The following is a 20380-nucleotide window of genomic DNA, read 5'->3' on the forward strand; positions in this document are numbered from 1 at the left end:
ATGCCCGCCCCCAGCGCGACTCGACAGCCCGGCGATCCCGTCATCCGCGTCGAGGGAGTCGGAATACGATTCCGGCGCAACCGCCGCGGTCGTCGCTCCTTCAAGGACCTGTTCGCCGACAGCAGCCGCCGCTCCCGTCCCGGCGAGTTCTGGGCTCTGAGAGACGTCTCCTTCGACGTGCACGCCGGCGAGGCCATCGGTGTCGTGGGCCGGAACGGCCAAGGCAAGTCGACCCTCCTGAAGCTGGTCGCCGAAGTCATCCTGCCCGACACGGGGACGGTCGCGGTCGAGGGCGGGGTCGCACCCCTGATCGAGATCACCGGAGGCTTCGTCGCCGACCTGACGGTGCGCGACAACGTCTACCTGACGGCCGGGCTGCACGGCATGACACGTGCGGAGATCGACGCGCGGTTCGACGAGATCATCGACTTCGCCGAGATCGCCGCCTTCGTCGACACGCCCTACAAGCACCTGTCGAGCGGCATGAAGGTACGCATCGCCTTCGCGGTCATCTCCCGACTCGAGGAGCCCGTCATCCTCGTCGACGAGGTGCTCGCCGTCGGAGACAAGGCCTTCCGCGAGAAGTGCTACCGCCGCATCGAGGAGATGCTGGCCGCCGGGCGGACGCTCTTCCTCGTCTCGCACAACGAGCGCGACCTCACGCGGTTCTGCACCCGCGGGCTGTATCTCGACAAGGGCGCACTGGTCTTCGACGGCCCACTCGCCGAAGCACTGTCCCGCTACAACTCGGATCATCCTCCCCGGCCCGCGGCGTAAGGTCGAGCGATGCGCCCGAAGCACGATCCCTCGTCCCCCGTGACCCCCGTCGTCCCCGTCGTCCCCGCCCAGGGGACGGAGGTCGAGTCGGGTCGTGACGAATCCGGCGAGGTGTTCGCCGAGTCGCCGTGGCTCCAGCGCCTCGATCGTCTCCTGGCCATCCAGCGACCCGTCGTCGTACGGCACGTCCGGACACTGCGTCGTCGTCACAAGAAGGCGACCCCCGAGAAGCTCATCCGGATCCTCGAGCGCGAGTACCTGACCGCCGTCACGACCGGTGGCGCCGCGGTGGGCGCGAGCGCCGTCATCCCGGGTGTCGGCTGGGGCGTCTCGTTGGCGTTGTCGGGTGTCGAGACCGCGGGGTTCCTCGAAGCCAGCGCCCTCTTCGCCCAGTCGGTCACCGAGGTGCACGGCATCGCCATCACCGATCCCGACCGAGCCCGTGCCCTCGTCATGGCGATGATGATGGGGGCTCCCGGGGCGAGCCTGGTCCGTCAGTTCGCCGGCGAGGCCCTCGGGACGGCGCCGGCGCGATCCGCCTTCTGGGGCGAGCTCGTCACGCAGAAGCTGCCCAAGGCCGCCATCAGCGGTCTCACCGACTCGGTCCGCAAGTCGTTCGTCCGTCGGTTCGCCGCATCGCAGACCGCCACGGTGATCGGGCGGGCCGTCCCGTTCGGCATCGGGGCCGTGGTGGGCGGCACGGGCAACCACCTCCTCGGACGGAAGGTCGTGATGAGCGCGCGCGACGCCTTCGGCCCCGCACCGCAGTTCTTCGCAGCAGACTTCGACGCCTGAGACCCCCGGGGCCGTCCGCTCCCGTCGTCTCGCCGCTGGCCCATCGCGACCCTCCACAAGAGGACGCCGTCCACAGGCTGGAGGGGCTGACGTCGGTCGCGCTCCTTACCGTGGGGCCATGACCAGTACAGCCACCGCCTACGCAGTCCCCTTCCACGTCGATCGGTCGAAGGCCCCCAGGGTCCATCGTCTGGTCAATGTGGCGGACGAGCCCGTCCTCGGCATCAGGGTCACCCTCCTCGGGTGCGGGTTGCTCGTCCCCGTCGCCACGAACAGGCTCGACCCCGGCGACGCCCTGTCGGTCAGCGTCATCGCCTCCGAGCTCACGCAGAACTCCATCGCGGTGGTCCGCTGGTTCCGGCCGACGCGAGAGGAGTTCCTCTGGCGGTTCAGCTTCTGATCGCCGACCCCGGGTTCAGCTCGTCCGCCGCGCGGTGCGCTCCTTCACGTAGTCGGCAGCCGTGAAGGTCTCGAGCACGGGCGGGAGGTGCTCCGCGGTCATCCCGGTGACCAGCACCGAAGGGTCGACACCGACCACGACGGCCAGTCTCACGATCGTGTGGAGCACGGGGTTGCCGATCCCGCGCTCGATCTTGCCGTAGTTCGAGACGTTCATTCCCGCCAGGTGCGCCAACTCGTCCTGAGTGAGCCCCAGCCTCTGGCGTTCCTCCCGGACTCGGTCTCCGAAGATGCGGGCGGCGGTCGACGTCGGCTCAGGCATACCTCATGGATACGCGATGCAGCGATCTCTATCCAGATGCTGAATACATCATGCATTCATCCACAGGCGCCTGGTGCCTGGCGACTCGTTCCCGTGATCAGGAGTCGATGTCGCCGTCAGCGTCGTCCTGCGCGGGGCGGACGGAGTCGGCGTCGACGGGATGCGTCGCCGCGTACTCGTCCCGCAGCGCGACGAGACGGGCGACCGCGGCCTCGAATCGCTGCGTCGCCATGCCGGGCGTCGTGTCGCCGAAGTGATGCGTGACCCAGTGGTCCAGCCTGCCCCGCGCCTCCGGATCCGCCTGCACGCGATCGACGAGCTCGGCGACATCGCCGGCACCGGCCGCCGTGAGCCATTCCGCATCGCCGAGATACCCTCGCTCGTCGACGTCCGCATCGGGCGACACGGGGCGCGTCACGACGAGGGGCTTGCCGGTCGCCAGCCGGTCGTAGACCATGGCCGAGATGTCGGTGATGGCGACGTCGGCCACGACGAGCTGCCAGCCGAGCTCGGACCCCGAATCGTAGACGTGCTGCGCCGATGGATCGGCGAGGTTCGCGGCGGCGATCGCCTTCACGATGGTCTCGTGCGCCCGCCGGTAGTCGCGGTCGACCACTCCGCTCCGAGGGTGGGGTCGGTAGACGATCCGATGACGGCCGGTCGAGATCAGCGCCGACACGAGGGCCACGCCGTGCGATGCGATCGAGCCGTAGGCGGCCGACGACCGATCGCCCTCCCAGGTCGGGGCGTACAGCACGACGGTCTTGCCGTCGGCCTCGAACGGCACGACACCGGCCACGTGGTCGGCCTGGGGGCGGCCGATCGGCACGGCGCGCTTCTCGAGGTCGTAGTCCCAGAGTTTGGCGGAGAGCCGGTCGAGTGCGGCGTCGCCGGCGACGAAGGCGTAGTCGTAGGCCTTGAACTGGTTCGTCGTCATGTACATCTTGTCGCTCTCGCCGTGATTCACGAAGACGTGCCACATGCGGCCGTAGCGCATCATCTGGAAGTTCTTCGCGTTCTGGTTCACGTAGAGCGTGAGCGCGAGGGGCTGGGAGGCGACGAACGTCTCGAGGTCGGCGACCTGACGGGCGTAGACCACGGGCACCGGCGACTCGGCGAGCAGCTCGACCGTGGCACCGGGAGACCGCGCCACGATGGCGACGGGACAGCGCTCGTTCAGACGCGCCAGGGGGCCGTACCACTGGCGGATCTGGTACATGTTCACGGACGTGTCGGCGAAGTAGACGGCCACCCGCACCGTGCCGTCGAGCGGGGCCCGCCCTGCTGCGTCGGTCCGTTCGAGTGCTCGGCGGCTGCGACGGGACTTCGCGAGTCGACCGACGAGACTCCAGGCGAGCGTGAGGTCACGGGTCAATGCCACAGGGTCGATCTCCGTTCGAGGGGCGACGGCGGAACGCCTCCGCCGTCGTTCCAGGCTAGATGACCGGCGGTCGACCAGCCCTCGTCATCCGCCCGACCGTTACCCAACCGATGGACCGACGGCCGCCGGGGCGGCTGCGCCACCCCTCGGCCCAGCCGGCGAACCACGGCCTCAGCTTCGACGGCGTCCGTCCCCAGCGCAGCAGCTGGACGGCCGTCCACGACGCCACGTAGACGGGGACGAGGGGCCACGGCAGGTTGCGCTTGGCGAGCCAGACCCGGTTGCGGGCGTTCAGACGGTAGTACTCGCCATGACGGGTCGGGTCGATGGCGGGGTGATTGGCCACGAGACCACCCTCGTAGTGCGCTCGGCGCCCCTGGGCCCAGACCCTCCAGGCGAGCTCGATGCCCTCGTGCGCGTAGAAGTAGGGCTCTCCCCATCCGTCGCAGGCGTCGAAGACGTCGCGGGGCAGGAGCGTAGCGCCCTCCCAGACCGAGAAGACGTCGCCCGAGGTGCGGGGATCGCCCTTCCGCAGTCGCGGGATCCACCGGCGGGGGTTGGCCGCCCCCTGGGCGTCCATCACCCGGGGCTGCAGCAGGCCGATGCCCCGATCACTTTCGAGGATCGCGACCGCGTCGGCCAGGAAGCGGGGCGACGGCAACGACGCGTCGTCGTCGAGGAAGAACACGTACTCGCCGGTCACGAGGTCGGCGCCGCGGTTCCGACCCGCGGGGATGCCCACGTTGTCGCCCAGCTCGAGGGTGCGCACGCCCGACGGGACATCGCCGGGGCCGCTCCCGTTGCCGACGCAGACGATGTCGAGCTCGACGCCCTCCTGAGCGAGCAGACTCGCCAGACCCGCCTCGAGCTCGGCCGGGCGCCTCCCCTGCGTGAGGCTGACGACCCCGACGCGCGGCAGCCCGGACCCGGTCAGGAGCGCACCCGCTTCGACGCCATGATCGCGACGAAGTGCCCGACGAGGGCGAGCAGAGCCAGCGGCACGAGCACCGAGAGGAGCACACGGTCGGCGATCGGCTGGCCGACGACCAATCCGACGAGTGACACCGCGAAGGCGAGGATGGTCAGCTCGACGGAGTGGTACAGACGATGGAACGGCAGGAAGCGGGCGGCGCCCCGCAGGCGCGAGAGGAGGCGGCTGCTGGGCGCGCTCACCCCACCACGTTTGTCTTCGAGTCGGGTCAGGCCGGCGTGGGCCCGTGCGACGTGCACCATGTCGTTCAGCGCCTTGTTCAGCACGATGACGAGGGCCAGAGCGAAGCCGAGCGTGGTCCACAGGTAGTCGCCGGGAGCATCGAAGGGGTACCCGGCCGCGCGGATGCCGAGGGCGACGGGGATGAGGGCCTCGGTGGAGTAGTGACCCACCTTGTCGAGGAACACACCCGCGGGCGAGCTGGTCCGCCGCCAGCGGGCGACCTCGCCGTCGCTGCAGTCGATCAGCATCTGCAGCTGCCCGAGCACGAGCGCCAGAGCGGCGCCCCCGACCCCGGGGACGAGGAGGGCGGCGGCGGTGGCCCACCCGGTGAGGATCATGAGCCCGGTGACGCCGTTGGCCGTGACGCTCGTCTTGAGCAGCATCCAGGTGAGGTACGGCGACAGGTCGCGGAGGTAGAGCGACGCCGTCCAGTGCTCGGCGTTCGCCCTGCTGCGGACCTCGGGCGGCTGGGCGACCCGACGCAGTTCGGCGATCGACGAGGGTCTCGTGGGCGGGGCGGTCATCGGATCGCCTATCTTCCGGTGTGTGCGGTGATGTTCTTCGTCAGGCTCGAGAAACCGAAGACGAATCCGAAGCCCCAGCCGAAGTGGATGGAAGGCAAGACTACGAGAAACCACAACCTGGTCCGCACGCTCTCGCCTCGCGCCGCCAGCAGGGCGGCGGCGACGACGAACAGCAGGTAGACGCCGGGTGCCGCGAGGCCGAGGGATGCCCAGGCGAGAGGACTGCCCACGACCGCGGCTGCGAGACCCACGAGACCGAGCAGCAGACCGAGCAGCACGCTGATCACCATCACCGGCGGCACCAGATAGCGGACGGTGTTGGCCTTGGGGAACCGGCGCGCCAGTTCGCCTCGCCAGAGACCGGTGGCGACGAACTGGCGGACGAGCTTCCGGATGCTCGGACGCGGTCGGTAGGTGACCACGAGGTCGGGGGTGAACCAGACGGTGCCGCCGGTCGCGCGCAACCTGCGGTTGAGCTCCCAGTCCTGACCGCGCTTGATGCCCTCGTCGAAGAGCCCCACCTCGATCAGGCGCGAGCGGAGGAACACCCCGAGGTACGCGGTCTCGGTCGGCCCCTCGACTCCCCCGACATGGTGGGGCGTGCCTCCGAGCCCGACGCGGCTGCCGTACGCCCGCGCCACCGCCTTCTCGAAGGGGGTGCGCCCCTCGGCCTTCATGATCCCGCCCACGTTGTCGGCGCCGCTGCGCTGCAGGGCCGCGACGGCGAGACGGGTGTAGTCGGTCGGCAGCACCGAATGCGCGTCGACGCGGACGGTCACCGGATGGACGGAGGCACGGATCGCCACGTTCAGACCGGCCGGCGTCGAGCCGACCGGGTTGGCCAGACTGCGGATGCGGGGGTCGGCCGCCGACATCTCGGCCACGACGTCGTTCGTCCGGTCGACGCTCGGCCCGAGGGCCAGGAGGATCTCGAAGGGGCCCTGGTAGTCCTGCGCGACGAGACTCTCGACGGCGGAGCGGATGTCGCGCTCCTCGTTCAGCACGGGCATGACGTACGAGACACCCGGCAGAGGAGTCTCGAGCGGTGTCATGTCGGTCGGGCCTCGGGTTCTCGCGGCGCACGGGGCGCGGTGGGTCGTGTCGGATGCCCCGACGATCGACAGCGAGCCTATCAACAGCGATGGGCGGGCCGCGGCGACACTCGCCACGACCCGCCCTCAGGAGGAGACCCCCTGCTGCTAGGTGGTGAGAGTGTCGAGGGACACCTTCGCGGTGCCCTCCTGCCCGTCTCGGACGTAGGTCAGCTCGGCGTCGCTGCCCCCTGCCAGGAATCGCACCTGCGCGGTCAGATCGGTGCGGTCGCTGATCGGGACGCCGTTGAACTCGGTCACGACGTCGCCTTGACGGAGCCCGGCGGACTGGGCCGCGCCTCCTTGGCTGATCTGGACGATGAGGGCCCCGACCTGCGTGGCGGCCGAGTCGCTCGTCGCGTCGTCGACGCTGGCGCCGAGCAGACCGTGCGAGGCGGAACCGGAGTCGCGGATCTCACCCGCCACGCGCTTCACGAGATTCGACGGGATCGAGAACCCGACGCCGATGCTGCCGGAGGACTCGCCAGAGCTCGCGATGGCGACGTTCAGCCCGATCAGCTCGCCGTCGGAGTCGAGGAGCGCACCGCCCGAGTTGCCGGGGTTGATCGAGGCGTCCGTCTGGATGACCGGCAGCGAGATGACGCTGCTGGCCGGAGCCTGCTGCGCACCGTCGCCGTTGTTGAACGAGAACGGGCCCTGGCCGTTGTTGTCGTTCGAGTCGCCCTGATCGGACCCGTCGGACGGAGCCGCGGACGACTGCACCGTGATGCTGCGGTTCAGTGTCGAGACGATGCCGTCGGTGACCGTGTTCGAGAGCCCGAGGGGCGCACCGATCGCGACGGCGGTGTCGCCGACGTTGAGCTTCGAGGAGTCCGCGAACTCGATGGGGGTCAGACCGGTCGCGTCGACCTTGAGGACGGCGAGGTCGACGACGGGATCGAGCCCGACGACCTCGGCCGGCAGGATGCTGCCGTCGCTCATCGTCACGCTGACGGAGCCGGACGCGCTCGCCCCGTCGAGGGTGACGACGTGCGTGTTGGTCACGATGTACCCGTCGTCGGAGAGGATGACCCCCGAACCCGTTCCGCCGGAGGAGCCCGACGCGACGTTGATCGTCACGACCGACTTCGTGGCCTTCGCCGCGACGGCCGTCACCACGGTGGCGTCGTCGTAGTCGTTGACGGTCAGATCCCGAGAGGGTCCGGCCGCGGTCGACGTGCCCGCGCCTCCATCGGCCACGGATCCGCCGATCACCCCGCCCAGGGCACCGCCCGCGACGAGTCCGACGGCCAGCGTCGCCGCCAGCACGCCGACCCCGCGGTTCCGCTTCGTCTTCTGCGCGGGTGCCGGCGCCTGCCAGGTGCTCGTGTCGTAGGGGTTCTGCGCGGCGTACGCACCGTGGTGCCCGTACTGCTGCGTGGGGGTGCCGTCGGCACCGGCCTGCGCGTAGCCGCCCTGCGCGTAGCCGGCCTGACCGGCGTAGCCGTGCTGATTCCCGTCGTTCTGCTGGGCCCCGTAGGCCTGCTGGGCCCCGTAGGCCTGGGGTGATCCGTGACCCTGCTGGCCCGGAGTGGGCTGCTGGGCACCGTAGGGCGATTGACCACCGTAGGGCGACTGACCGCCGTAGGACTGCTCAGGGTAGCCGGGCGCCGAGTAGCTGCCGGGCGCGGCGTAGCTGCCCGGTGCCGAGTAGCTGCCGGGCGCCGAGTAGCTGCCGGGCGCCGAGTAGCCGCCAGGTGCCGGATCTCCGTCGGGGGCTGCACCGCCGTCGGGGAGCCGAGGGGCCCCGTACGTCACCTCGTCGCCGCCGGCGGTCGAGCCGTCGCGGCCCGTCGAGTCGTCTCGGGCCGCCTCGCCGTCGTGGGGTCCACGCGTCGTGTCGTCGGCGTCGTCTGCGCCCCGGGGGTTCTCGTTCATCAGCGGATGCTCCTTTCAAGCGTCATCAGCCTGGTCCGTCCACCTGTGCAGAGCATTCGGCGAACCTGTGCGCGGGCTGCACGCCCGATAAGCGACGCCTGGATCCGACTCCCGGTCGCCGCCCCGTCATGCAGCACGCCGAGGGCTACGGTGAGGGACCATGACCTCACCGACACCGTGGCAGCGGACGGCCCGCGGCGCCATGCTTCTCGACGATGCGGGCCGACTGTCGCCCACGATCTTCGCCGAGATGTCCGCACTGGCCGCGTCCACCGGCGCCGTCAACCTCGGACAGGGCTTCCCCGACGAGGACCCTCCGGAGGCGGTGCTCACCGCCGCGAGGGACGCCCTGGCGGGTGGACTGAACCAGTACCCGCCGGGGCGCGGCATGCCGACCCTGCTCGAGGCGGTGGCCGAGCACCAGTCGCGCTTCTACGGAATCGACCTCGACCCGGAGCGCGAGATCCTCGTGACCGCCGGCGCGACCGAGGCGCTGGCCGCGACGGTGCTCGCCCTCGTCGACGCGGGCGACGAGGTCGTCACCCTCGAACCGTTCTACGACGCCTACGGCGCGGTGATCGGACTCGCCGGCGGCAGGCACCGCACGGTCCCCCTGCGGGGTCCCGACTTCCGGGTCGACCCCCTCGAACTGCGGGCGGCGTTCTCGCCGCGGACCCGCCTCGTGATCGTCAACGACCCACACAACCCCACCGGCACCCTGCTCGACGACGAGACGCGTCGGGCCGTGGTCGCCCTCGCCCACGAGTTCGACGCGATCATCGTGACCGACGAGGTGTACGAGCACCTCGTCTTCGACGATGTCCCTCACGTGCCCATCTCGACCCTCCCCGGTGCGGCCGAACGCACGCTCACGATCTCGAGCGGCGGCAAGACCTTCAACGCGACGGGATGGAAGATCGGCTGGTTGTCCGGGCCCGCCGAACTCGTCTCCCAGGTGATGAGCGTCAAGCAGTTCCTGACCTTCGTCAACGGCTCCGTCTTCCAGCCCGCGATCGCCGCCGGGCTGCGACTCCCCCGCGACCACTTCGACCGGCTCGCCGGCGATCTCGAGCACAAGCGCGACCTCCTCGCCGGCGGACTCTCGACGGCGGGCTTCGAGGTCTCCCCCTCGCAGGGCTCGTACTTCGTCGTCGCCGACGCCGCCCCGCTGGGCTTCGACGACGCAGCGTCGTTCTGCCGGGCGCTGCCCGGCATCGCGGGCGTGGTCGGCGTGCCGGTCAGCGCCTTCTGCCACCCCGCCCTGGCGGACGAGTACTCGTCACTCGTCCGCTTCGCGTTCTGCAAGCGAGTCGAGGTCATCGACGAGGCCACCCGCCGCCTCGCCGCGCTCCGCCTCTGACGACAGCTCGCCCCGCACTCCTCGGGTGATCATGTGCACCGCCAGGGCGGCACCGGCCCGCTCGGCCCAGAGCTCGGGATGGGCGATGGACTCCTCCGCGCCTCCTGCGAGCTCGGACAGGGCGATGGAGACCGACTGATCGGCGACGCCGTCGGCGATAGAGCCCGCCACGACGAGCACCGGGACGTCGGCCCACCCCGCGATCGATGCGACGACCGAGACCACCTTGCCCTCCGCGGTCTGCTCGTCGAGGCGCCCCTCGCCCGTGACGACGACATCGGCGCGGGTCATGAGCGACGGGAGGTCCACGAGGTCAGCCACGACCTCGGCACCCGGGACGAGCGCGGCCCCCCAGACCAGCAGACCGAAGCCCGTCCCGCCCGCCGCCCCGGCCCCCGGGGTCTCGGGATCGACGTCGACGAGCTGGGCGAAGCGACGCAGACCCTCGTCGAGTGCGAGCACGTCGTCGCCCGTGGCGCCCTTCTGCGGCCCGTACACGGCGGCGGCGCCCCGCGGACCGACGAGCGGGTTGCGGACGTCCGCGAGCACCGTGACCCCTCGGGGCGGCAGCGCTCGGAGCCCGCTCAGGTCGATGCGGACCGCGGCCGTCAGCCCGTGGGCCCCGTCGGGCACGGCGTCTCCGACGGAGTCGAGGAGGCGCGCCCCCAGTTCGACGAGCAGCCCCGCGCCGCCGTCGGTGGAAGCGCTGCCCCCGAGACCGATGACCACTCTCGTGGCCCCCGCGTCCAGTGCCGCGACGATGACCCGCCCGAGCCCGCGCGTATGCGCGTCGTAGGGACGAGGCGCCTCCAGGAGGACGAGCCCGCTGGCCGCCGCCAGCTCGACGACCGCCGTGCCGTCGGGCAGCAGGAGCCAGGGCGCCCGCACGATCCGGTCGTCAGGGCCGGGCACGTCGGTCTCACGGCGGACGGACCCGGGGACGGCCGCCTCGAAGGCATCGAGGGTCCCCTCTCCGCCATCGGCCAGAGGCGCCTCGATGAGAACGTCGTCCGGGCTGACGCGGAGCCAGCCCCGCGCCACGGCGGAGGCGATAGCGGCTGCGCCGGCCGACCCCTTGAACGAATCGGGAGCGACGACGACTCGGAGGTTCGGCATGAGGTCAGAATGACATGCGCAGGGACGAGTGCGGAACCTCGAGAGACGAGACGCGCATGGCGGGAAACGAGAAAAGCCCTGGTCGATGACCAGGGCTTTTCTTTCTTCTGTTGCGGGGGCAGGATTTGAACCTACGACCTCTGGGTTATGAGCCCAGCGAGCTACCGAACTGCTCCACCCCGCGGCACAAGAAGAAACACTAGCACGCGTTTCGCAGTCCGTCCAATCGCGACCGGTCCAGGCCTCCGGGAGACGACGAGACCCCCTCCGGCAGCGCCGAAGGGGGTCTCGTCGATCGATGGTGCGAGTGCTATTCGCCGCTCGCTGCGACCGCGTCCTCGAGGGCGGTCTGCAGACGGGCGTCCGCCTCCGCCGCCGCGACGAGGTCGTTGTCGGCGTACGCCGCGGCCCGGTCGTCGAGAGCGGACTGCGCGTCGGCCAGAGCCTGGTCGAGCGCCGGGTTGTCCGTTCCCGAGCCGGCGTCGGGAGCCGTGGTCGGAGCCGGGGTCTCGGTGTCGCCGCCCGTGTCACCACCATCGGTCGCGCCGTCGTCGGTCGCACCGTCGTCGGCCGCCGGGTCGGTCGTCGGCACGCCGTTGTCACCGGCTGTCGCACCGGAGTTCCCGCCGAACAGCTCGTCCAAGGCGCCGTCGAGGGTGTCCTCGAAGGCGATCTGGTCACCGAACGAGACCAGGATCCGCTGCAGCACGGGGTACGAGGTCTCTGACGTCGACTTCACGTAGATCGGCTGAACGTACAGGAGACCGCCGCCCACGGGGAGCGTGAGCAGGTTGCCTCGGACGACGCTCGTGTCACCGCGGGTGAGCAGAGCCAGCTGGTTCGCCACGGCGGTGTCCGTGTTGAAGTTGTTCTGGACCTGCCCCGGGCCGGGGAGGGTGTCCGTTCGCGGGAGGGTCAGCAGGGTCAGATCGCCGTAGCTGTCGGCGACCTCCCCCGGTGTCGACCCCGCGTCGGCGTTCGCCGCGAGATACCCCGTCAGGACGTTCCGAGCGTTCTCTCCCGACTGCTGCGGGATGTACGTCGAGTAGATGGAGAAGGCCGGATCTTGATCGGGCAGCTGCAGCGTCAGGTAGTACGGCGGCTGCAGGGGCGGCGTCGTCGCGGTGCTCGTCGGCTCGTTCGGCGTGACCCACGCGTCGTCGCTCGAGTAGAACGAGTCGGAGTCGGTGACGTGATACGTGCCGAGGATGGCGCGCTGCACCTTGAACATGTCCTGCGGGTAGCGGACGTGCTGCATGAGGTCGACGGACATGTCGGCCAGCGGCGTCAGCGTCGAGGGGAAGATCTTCTGCCAGGTCTGGAGCATCGGATCTTCGGTGTCCCAGGCGTAGAGGTTCACCGATCCGTCGTAGGCGTCGACCGTGGCCTTCACCGAGTTGCGGATGTAGTTGATCTCGTTCGAGGCGTACGTCGGGCGCTCGGTGTAGGTGTCGGCGATCGCGTCGCTGAGCGCCTGAGGCTTCGAGTACGGGTAGTCGCGCGTCGTCGTGTAGCCGTCGACGATCCACACGACCTTGCCGTCGACCACGGCCGGGTAGGGCGCGCTGTCGATGGTCAGGTACGGGGCGACCTTCTGGACGCGCTCGGACGGGTCGCGGTCGTAGAGGATCTGCGACTCGTCGTTCACGGCGTCCGACAGGAAGATCTGCTCGGACTGGAACTTGATCGCGTAGATCAGCTTCTTGAAGGGGTTGTCGAGCTTCGGCCCGCCGTCACCGTCGAAGGTGGTCGTCTGGTTCGTCCCGTTGTCGTTGCTGCCCGACGGGTAATCGAGCTCGATGTCGTTGTCCCCGTTGCCGCCGACGATGGAGTACGCCGGCGACTGCTGACCGAAGTAGATCCGCGGCTCGTACTCGTCGGCGTCGCCGAGCGCACCCGTCACGGGAATGCCCGACTCGAGGAACACGGGCTGACCGTCGGCGGAGCGCTGGTTGCCGTAGGCGGCGACCACGCCGTAACCGTGCGTGTAGACGAAGGTCGTGTTGTAGGGCGTCGCCGATGCGCCGAGCTGATCGGTGTTCAGCTCGCGGACCGCGATGACGGTGTCTTGCGTGTTGCCGTCGATCGTGTACCGGTCGACCGACAGCTGCTCGGGGAAGCTGTAGTACTGGCGGTACTGCTGGAGCTGCGCGAAAGCGTCGGTGACGAGAGCGGGGTCGATGATGCGGATGTTGGCGGTCGTCACCGCATCGCCGGCGAGTGCACCGGCCTCGGCGTCGGACTGGGCGTCGTAAGTCTCTTCTTCGACATCGGCCACCCCGTAGGCCTCGCGGGTCGCGTCGATGTTGTTCTCGATGAACGGCGCCTCGACCGTGCGCTCGCTAGGCTCGACCTGGAAGCGCTGGACGATCCAGGGGTAGATGCCGCCCACGATGATGCTCGCGATGATCAATGCCGCGGTGCCGATGACCGGCAGACGCCAGCGGCCGATGATGGCCGTCACGATGAAGAGCACGGCCACAATCGCCGCGGCGAGCGCGAGGATCTGCTTGCCGGGGATGCCGGCGGCGTCATCGGCGTAGGTGACACCGGTGAGGAGCTTGTTGGCGCCCTGCGTGAGGGTCGCGTACTGGTCGAGCCAGAGGCTCACGCCCTGGAGGAGCAGGTAGACGGCTGCGGTGATGGCGAGCTGGATGCGCGCGACCTTCGAGATGCGGACCTCGCGCCCCGTGAAGCGCAGCGCGCCGTAGAGGTAGCTCGTCGCGACGGCGGCGAGACCGGAGATCAGGACGACCGCCGACGCGAACCCGGCCGCGCCCTGGTAGAAGGGCAGCGAGAAGACGTAGAAGCCGACGTCGAGGCCGAACTTCGGGTCCGTCGTACCGAAGGGCGTGCGGTTGAGCCACTGGAGCGCGACCTGCCAGCTGGTCGACGACGCGATGCCGGCGAACAGCCCGAGGACGATCGGCACGCCGATCACGACGACTCGACGCAGCGGCTCGATGACCTGCTGGTAGCGGTCGAGCTGGGAGTTGAGCTTGGCGTACACCGGCCGGAAGCGGAACGCGATCTCGATGCTGACGTAGACCGGGATGGCCATGGCCAGGAACCCGATGAAGAACATCACCGCCGAGGCGATCCACTGGGTGGTCAGCACGTTCGCGAACCCGAGCTGGTCGAACCACATGTAGTCGGTCAGCAGGGACGAGAAGATGAAGAACGCGATGACCAGAGCGGCGAGGATCGCCACCGTGACCAGGACGGGCAATCGGGGCGAACGGCGTGCGGATCGCGACGATGCTGGTGACGTCAAGTGTGTGCTCCTGGCTCAGGGGTACGTGGAGGGGCCATCCTACGGGCCGCACCTGACCGTTCAACCCTCGACCGCCGACCTATGACCCGGCTGGGTGGCCGCCCTCAGCCCGCCGTGCAGGTCGGAAGCGACGCCGTGTCGCCGTCGTCCGCCACGGTCTCGAGCACCGTCACGGCGTCGTCGAGCGTCGTCACCGAGTACACGTCGAGCCCGTCGGGCACGTTGCCCACGACCTCGTCGCAGTTGTCGGCCGGTGCGAGGAACACGCTCGCCCCGGCGTCCCGGGCGCCGTAGAGCTTCTGACGGATCCCGCCGATCGGGCCCACCTGGCCCGAGGCGGTGATCGTGCCCGTCCCCGCGACCTGCTCGCCGCCGTTCAGCTCGCCGGGGGTCGTCTTGTCGATGATGCCGAGTGCGAACATCATGCCGGCGCTCGGACCGCCCACCTGGTCGAGCTTCAGCGACACGTCGAAGGGGAAGTCGTAGTCGACGCTGACGCCGACCCCGAGCAGGGCCGTGCGCTGCACCTCCTGAGGGGTCACCTCCGTCGTGATCGACGTGCCGGACCTCTCGACGACGACCGTGGCGGCCTCGTCCACGCCGTTCTCGGCCACGAGCCGCCGGAGCGTGTCGACGTCGCCGTCCGCCTCGAGGCTGGTGCCGTTGACGCTGATGACGACGTCGCCCTCTTCCAGCACGCCCTCGGCCGGGCCGCCGGCGGAGACCTGGCTGATCGTGACCCTGCTGGGCACCGTGTAGCCGTCGTGGATCATGGCCGCGGCGATGGCGGACTTCTGCGAGTTCTGCATGTCGACCGTGTTCTGCTCGTCGACCTGCTCGTTCGTCACCCCCGAGGGGTAGATCGCCTCGACCGGGACGACGGCCCGGCTCGGGTCGAACCAGGCGGACACGACCTCGACCCAGCTGGGCCGGACCGACTCGTTGCCCTGGACGCTCACGGTGAGGAGGTCGAGCGTGCCGGCGGTGGGGTAGGTCTCGGCGCCCGTCACGGTGATCAGCGGCTGGTCGGCGCCTTCGTACTCGGCGCTGCCGAGGGTGTCGAACACCGGGCCCGGCTGCTCGATGAGATAGGGCGACGGCAGGAACGTGAGCACCAGACCGGAGACGAGAGCCACCCCCAGCAGCGACCAGCCGACCCGGCCGGGACGGCGCCGGGACAGGGAGGCGCGGGTCGGGGGTGAGAAGAAGGCCACGACGGTCCTTTCGATGTTCGCCACGGGCGGAGCGGGGAGCCCGGGGCGGGCGCCGAATTCGAGGTTGTTCCGATGGCCAGCAGTTAGCGTAGTTCGTATGACCGATGATTCGCAGCGCGGGCCGGAGGACGAGTTCCGCGAGATGCTGCGCCAGTTCCTGTCCGGTGATTCCGAGATCGACCCGGCCCAGCTCGCCGGTGTGGCGGGCCTGCCCGACGACCCGGCGTTCATGGCCCGGCTGATGAGCCAGCTGCAGAACGCCGTCGACAGCAGCGGTGACGGGATCGACTGGAAGGTCGCCACCGAGCAGGCCGTCGCCGCCGGCAGTCGATCGGCCGTCGAGACGCCCGCCGCCGACCGGGCCGCTCTCGAGCAGGCGTTCCACGTCGCCGCCCTGTGGCTCGACGACGTCACGTTCGTCTCCGAGCTGACGGTGGCGCCGCGACTGGTGACCCGGGCCGAGTGGTCGCGTCTCACCATGCCGGTGTGGAGTCAGCTCGCCGAGCCGGTCGCATCGTCCATCGCCGACTCGCTGACGGGCGTGCTGAGAGATCAGGCCCCGGAGGAGATGCAGTCGCTGCTGGCCGGTGCCAGCCAGGTGATGCGCAGCGTCGGCGGCACGCTCTTCGCCATGCAGCTCGGTCAGGTGGTGGGTCAGCTCTCGCTCGAGGTCGTCTCGGGCGGCGACGTCGGCATCCCGCTGCTCGACGACCAGCAGGCCGCGATCCTGCCGCAGAACGTCGCCGCGTTCGGCGAGGGCCTCGACATCGAGACCGACCAGATCCAGATCTACCTCGCCGTCCGCGAGCTGGCGCACGCCCGCCTGTTCCGCCACGCCCGGTGGCTGCGCCTCCACCTCATCTCGTCGATCCGCGAATTCGCCCAGGGCATCAGCATCGACACCGAGCGCCTCGAGGCGCTGGCCGTCGACTTCGACCCGTCCAGCCCTGACGAGCTCCGGGACGCGATGGCCAGCGGCGCTCTGATCCCGCCGAAGTCCGACGAGCAGCTCGCCGCGCTCGCCCGCCTCGAGACGATGCTCGCCTTGATCGAGGGCTGGGTCGACGTCGTCACGGCCGAGGCCACGGCACGACTGCCGAGATCGGGCGCCATCGCCGAGACGGTCCGTCGTCGTCGCGCGGCCGGTGGCCCCGCCGAGTCCGCGTTCTCGACCCTCGTTGGTCTCGAGCTGCGCCCGAGGCGACTGCGCGAGGCCGCGGCCATGTGGTCGGCGATCACCGAGGCCGTGGGTGCCGAACGCCGCGACTCGCTGTGGTCGCACCCCGACATCGTGCCCTCCAGCGAGGACATCGACGACCCGCAGGGTCTGATCGCTCGACTGACCGACGCCGAGCCGGCTCTGGACGACGTCGACCGCGCGATCGCGGAGCTCCTCGACGACACGTCCGGCGATCGGCCGCACGAGGGGGGCGACGGCGCCGCCGGAGAACCCGGGTCCTCCCCCGAGCGCTGAATCGGACGAGGGGCCGGGGCGCCTGTGGACAACCGCGTCGACCACCGTGTCGGCGACCATGATCGTCGGATGTCCCGCCCTCTCCGCTTCCCCCCGCACACCGCCGTCGTCTGGCGGGACCCCTCGACTCTGCAGATCGGCGTGGAACGCGCGTACGTCGTCCTCCATGACGTGACGGCGTTCGACGAGACCTTCGTCTGGGCTGTGGCGCACGGACTGGGTGACGGCGGCGTCGACGCGATCCTGGCCCAGACCGGGGGCGACCGACTCGACGCCGCACGCCTCGTGGCACGGCTCGAGCCCGCCCTCGACCGCCGACCGACGCAGGCTCCGCCCGCCTTCGCCGTGCTCCTCGCCGGCAGCGGACCCTTGGCCGACGACATCGGGAGGCTGCTGCAGTCGGAGGGCCTGCCGGTGCACACCGCGGTCCACACCGTCGGTGCGGTGCGACTCGACCCTCGGAGCCCACCCGCCGTCGGCGTGCTGGTGGGCGGCCCGGCCCCCGACCCCGTGACGGCGTCGGACTGGATGCGGGGCGATCTCCCCCATCTCCTCGTCCGGACGGGCGACCGCTCCGTGCGCATCGGCCCTCTCGTCGTGCCGGGGCTGACCGCCTGCGCTCGATGCCTCCACCTCACGGCCGGCGACGCCGATTCGGCCTGGCCCGCGATAGCGGGTCAGCTCAGCACACGACCCGTGGCTCGACCCAGACCACTCGTCCTCCGGGAGGCGGCGGCCGCGGCCGCGCGACGACTCCTCGACTCGGAGCCGCTCGTGGTGGGCGGCCGCCGGGCCGATGCCGGCTCCGCCGGCGCCGTCCTGCGCATCGACCTCGAGACGGGTCGGATCACGACGATGTCGACTCGGCCGCATTCCGACTGCGGATGCGCAGTTCTTCCAGGAACCTGCTCGGCTGACGCGCGCCTCCTCGGCCCTGCCCGGTCTGACTCCACGACAGACGGAGGCGTTCGCGGGCGCGGGTGACCCCGACGTAGAGCAGGCGGCGCTCCTCGTCGACGGCCTCGGGGTTCTGGGCGTAGCTGATCGGCACGAGCCCCTCGCTGAGACCGACGAGGTAGACGCTCCGCCACTCGAGGCCCTTCGCGGAGTGCAGGGTCGCGAGGGTGACCGAGGGCATGGTCGGCTCGTGCTGGCCCGCCTGCCGCGCCAGGAGCTCGTCGACGAATGCGCGGAGGGTCGTGTCGGCGGGCGAGGCCTCGGCCAGGCCCATCAGGGCGTTCAAGGACTCCCACCGATCGCGGATGGCGCCGCGCTGCTCGGGGGCCTCCTGAGTCCAACCGAGCGACCGGAGGACGTCGCTGACGGTCTTGAAGAGCGGCTCGCCCACGATGCTGACGGCGGCGCCCTTCAGCATCATCAGCGCCTCCTTGACCTCGCGGAGCTCGAAGAACCTCGTCGCGCCGTGGATCCGGGTCGAGACGCCGACGTCGGCGAGTGCCCGCTCGATCGCCGCGGCCTGGACGTTGACCCGGTACAGCACCGCGATCTCCTCCGGAGCGACACCCGATCGGATCTCGTCGGCGATCGTCTGCGCGACGCCGCGGGCCTCGGCGGAGTCGCTCGGGTACTCGACGACCGGGGGGACGGGCCCGGTGGTCTCGACGGCGGGATGCAGGTGCAGCGCACCGGGTCGCCCTCGCATCAGCTGGTTGGCGGTGTCGACGATCTGACGCGACGAGCGGTAGTTCTGCTCGAGGCGGACCACGGTGGCGTCGTCGTAGCGCGAGCCGAAGCCGAGCAGGTAGTCGGCCGACGCGCCCGCGAACGAGTAGATCGTCTGACTGGCGTCGCCCACCACGCACAGGTCGTTGCGGTCGCCGAGCCAGAGCTCGAGGAGCTCCTGCTGCAGCGGCGAGACGTCCTGGTACTCGTCGACCACGAAGAACCGGTACTGCTCTCGGACCTGCTGCGCGACGCGCGCCTCGAGCTGGAGCATGCCGACCGTGGCGAGCAGGACGTCCTCGAAGTCGAGCTGCCGCCGTTCGTCTTTGATGTCCTCGTAGGCCGCGTGCAGGTCGAGTGCGCGTTCGGGGCTCACGTTCTGCGGCAGCGACCGCTGGGGCAGCGCCTGAGCGTACGACTCGAGCGTGAGACGGGAGACCTTGCGCCATTCGATCTCGCCCGCCATGTCGCGGAGCGACGCCGTGTCGAGCTTCAGCCCCAGCCGCTCGGCCGCGTGCGCGATCAGCTTGCCCTTGCCGTCGATCAGGCGCGGCATCTGACCGCCCATCGTCTGCGGCCAGAAGTACGACAGCTGCGACAGCGCCGACGCGTGGAAGGTGCGCGCCGACACTCCCCCGGCGCCCAGCGCCCGGAGACGACCGCGGAGCTCGGCGGCGGCCCGCGAGGTGAAGGTCAGCGCCATGACGCGGTTCGGCGCGTAGACCCCGGTCGCGACGCCGTAGGCGATCCGGTGCGTGATCGCACGGGTCTTGCCCGTTCCGGCGCCCGCGAGCAGGCAGACCGGACCGAGCAGCCGACGGGCCGCCTCCCGCTGCTGCTCGTCGAGCCCGGCGATGAGTTCGGCGGCCTCGGTCACTGGTCGATCTCGCCGCCGAACCAGTCCTCGATGATGGCGCGGGCGATCGATGTGCGGCCGGGCAGGATGACCTCGCCGAGACTCGCGGCGAGCTCGGCGCGACTGAACCAGCGCAGCTCGAGGATCTCCGCGCCGTCGGGTTCGAGGACGCCGGGGTCGTCGACGTCGACCCGGGCGCGGAACCCCAGCATCAGACTGGCCGGGAACGGCCAGGGCTGCGATCCGAGGTACACGGGGTCGACGACCTTCACGCCGGACTCCTCGAAGATCTCGCGCTGCACGGCCTGCTCGAGCGACTCGCCGGGCTCGACGAAACCCGCGAGCAGCGAGTAGCGGTTGTTCTCCCAGAGGGCGTTCGACCCGAGCAGGAGGCGGTCGTCGGCGTCCGTGACGGCCACGATGATCGCGGGGTCCGTCCGGGGGAACACCTCGTGGCCGTTCTCGGGGTCGCGACGGACCCACCCGGCCTTGTCGCTCACGAGCTCGCGACCGCTGCGCGGCGAGAAGCGGTGCGAGTCGTGCCAGTTGGCCACGGCGACCGCCTCGACCGCCAGACCCGCGTCGCGGGCGCTCAGCGCGCTGCCGAAGGCCCGGAGGCTGCCCCATGACGCCTCGTCGGACTCCAGCGCACGCGCCTGGTCGTCGCTGAGCAGCGCCGCCACGAGCGGGGTGCCGACGGGTTCGGCCGCGTCGGCCGCCTGCGACAGCCCGAGGTAGACGTAGTCGTCGGCCATGGGGACGTCACTGGCCGGGAGCAGAGCGAGGCGGTCTTCGGAGGCCATGAGCGTGCGCCCGCGCCAGAGGGGCAGGACCCGGGTGTCTTCCGAGGCCAGGAGGTCGGACACGGCGCCGGCGCGATCACGCGTCAGGTAGTCGCGATCGACCTGGTGCCGGGCGAGCGGGAGGCGGTCCGTCAGAGGCGAGGACATCGAACGACCAATCATCACGGTTTGACAGCGTGGCGAACGACGGGGCACCACACCGGGCGGCCTACCCTGAGGG

The 20380-nt window shown here is 70.4% G+C and carries 16 protein-coding genes, 1 tRNA gene and 1 pseudogene; 6 read left to right on the top strand and 12 right to left on the bottom strand.

The window, feature by feature from the left end; genetic code table 11:
• The 3 genes from SOM11_RS01425 to SOM11_RS01435 all read left to right on the top strand — a co-directional run bounded on the left by SOM11_RS01425 (position 1) and on the right by SOM11_RS01435 (position 1972).
• Positions 1-777 carry an ABC transporter ATP-binding protein gene (locus SOM11_RS01425; RefSeq protein WP_192059818.1) on the top strand — a complete coding sequence of 259 codons (777 nt, stop codon included), beginning with the start codon at positions 1-3 and terminating at the stop codon, positions 775-777.
• A gap of 9 nt (positions 778-786) precedes the next feature.
• Positions 787-1572, top strand: coding sequence for a hypothetical protein (locus SOM11_RS01430; RefSeq protein ID WP_243214505.1), 786 nt, complete (start codon positions 787-789; stop codon positions 1570-1572).
• Positions 1573-1690: 118 nt separating this feature from the next.
• A complete protein-coding gene (locus SOM11_RS01435) occupies positions 1691-1972 on the top strand; it encodes a hypothetical protein (RefSeq protein WP_192059814.1) in 282 nt (93 codons plus the stop codon).
• Positions 1973-1987: 15 nt separating this feature from the next.
• On the opposite strand, the gene SOM11_RS01440 is transcribed toward SOM11_RS01435, so the two are convergent.
• From SOM11_RS01440 to SOM11_RS01465, 6 genes are all read right to left on the bottom strand, one after another.
• Positions 1988-2293 (bottom strand): helix-turn-helix domain-containing protein, encoded by a 306-nt coding sequence (locus tag SOM11_RS01440; protein WP_192059812.1) that lies wholly within the window; start codon positions 2291-2293, stop codon positions 1988-1990.
• A 97-nt stretch (positions 2294-2390) separates the two neighbouring features.
• Entirely contained in the window at positions 2391-3674 is a 1284-nt protein-coding gene (locus tag SOM11_RS01445) for a CDP-glycerol glycerophosphotransferase family protein (RefSeq protein WP_414655434.1), read from the bottom strand.
• A 55-nt stretch (positions 3675-3729) separates the two neighbouring features.
• Positions 3730-4608: a glycosyltransferase family 2 protein gene (locus tag SOM11_RS01450; protein ID WP_320477100.1), complete on the bottom strand. Its 879-nt coding sequence runs from the start codon at positions 4606-4608 to the stop codon at positions 3730-3732.
• Positions 4605-5411: a CDP-alcohol phosphatidyltransferase family protein gene (locus SOM11_RS01455; protein WP_192059811.1), complete on the bottom strand. Its 807-nt coding sequence runs from the start codon at positions 5409-5411 to the stop codon at positions 4605-4607. The genes SOM11_RS01450 and SOM11_RS01455 overlap by 4 nt, the downstream gene beginning before the upstream one ends.
• 8 nt (positions 5412-5419) lie before the next feature.
• A complete protein-coding gene (locus SOM11_RS01460; RefSeq protein WP_243214502.1) occupies positions 5420-6463 on the bottom strand; it encodes a glycosyltransferase family 2 protein in 1044 nt (347 codons plus the stop codon).
• Positions 6464-6610: 147 nt separating this feature from the next.
• Positions 6611-8380 (bottom strand): trypsin-like peptidase domain-containing protein, encoded by a 1770-nt coding sequence (locus SOM11_RS01465; RefSeq protein WP_192059806.1) that lies wholly within the window; start codon positions 8378-8380, stop codon positions 6611-6613.
• Between the two features lie 160 nt (positions 8381-8540).
• Between SOM11_RS01465 and SOM11_RS01470 the strand changes: the two genes are divergently transcribed.
• Positions 8541-9740 (top strand): aminotransferase class I/II-fold pyridoxal phosphate-dependent enzyme, encoded by a 1200-nt coding sequence (locus SOM11_RS01470; RefSeq protein WP_320476983.1) that lies wholly within the window; start codon positions 8541-8543, stop codon positions 9738-9740.
• On the opposite strand, the gene SOM11_RS01475 is transcribed toward SOM11_RS01470, so the two are convergent.
• The 4 genes from SOM11_RS01475 to SOM11_RS01490 form a co-directional block, all read right to left on the bottom strand.
• Entirely contained in the window at positions 9660-10856 is a 1197-nt protein-coding gene (locus SOM11_RS01475; RefSeq protein ID WP_320476984.1) for a glycerate kinase, read from the bottom strand. The two genes, SOM11_RS01470 and SOM11_RS01475, sit on opposite strands and share 81 nt — an antisense overlap.
• Positions 10857-10966: 110 nt before the next feature.
• Positions 10967-11040 (bottom strand) — tRNA-Met (locus SOM11_RS01480).
• Between the two features lie 126 nt (positions 11041-11166).
• Complete coding sequence (locus SOM11_RS01485) at positions 11167-14130, bottom strand: UPF0182 family protein (protein WP_243214496.1); 2964 nt, start codon at positions 14128-14130, stop codon at positions 11167-11169.
• Positions 14131-14234: 104 nt separating this feature from the next.
• Positions 14235-15344 (bottom strand): YlbL family protein, encoded by a 1110-nt coding sequence (locus tag SOM11_RS01490; protein WP_320476985.1) that lies wholly within the window; start codon positions 15342-15344, stop codon positions 14235-14237.
• Positions 15345-15441: 97 nt separating this feature from the next.
• Here SOM11_RS01490 and SOM11_RS01495 point away from each other — a divergent pair, with 97 nt between their 5' ends.
• Both SOM11_RS01495 and SOM11_RS01500 read left to right on the top strand, forming a co-directional pair.
• Entirely contained in the window at positions 15442-16818 is a 1377-nt protein-coding gene (locus SOM11_RS01495) for a zinc-dependent metalloprotease (protein WP_192059798.1), read from the top strand.
• 528 nt (positions 16819-17346) lie between these two features.
• Positions 17347-17736, top strand: a pseudogene (locus tag SOM11_RS01500) (TOMM precursor leader peptide-binding protein); the annotation flags it as partial.
• On the opposite strand, the gene SOM11_RS01505 reads toward SOM11_RS01500, so the two are convergent.
• Together SOM11_RS01505 and nudC are read right to left on the bottom strand one after the other, a co-directional pair.
• Positions 17666-19378 carry an ATP-dependent helicase gene (locus SOM11_RS01505; protein WP_243214490.1) on the bottom strand — a complete coding sequence of 571 codons (1713 nt, stop codon included), beginning with the start codon at positions 19376-19378 and terminating at the stop codon, positions 17666-17668. The pseudogene SOM11_RS01500 and the gene SOM11_RS01505 sit on opposite strands and share 71 nt — an antisense overlap.
• Complete coding sequence (nudC, locus tag SOM11_RS01510; protein WP_197981792.1) at positions 19375-20307, bottom strand: NAD(+) diphosphatase; 933 nt, start codon at positions 20305-20307, stop codon at positions 19375-19377. The genes SOM11_RS01505 and nudC overlap by 4 nt, the downstream gene beginning before the upstream one ends.
• Positions 20308-20380: the final 73 nt, after the last annotated feature.

Origin of the sequence: Frigoribacterium sp. CFBP9029 (assembly GCF_034045305.1) — a bacterium.
GTDB lineage: Bacteria > Actinomycetota > Actinomycetes > Actinomycetales > Microbacteriaceae > Frigoribacterium.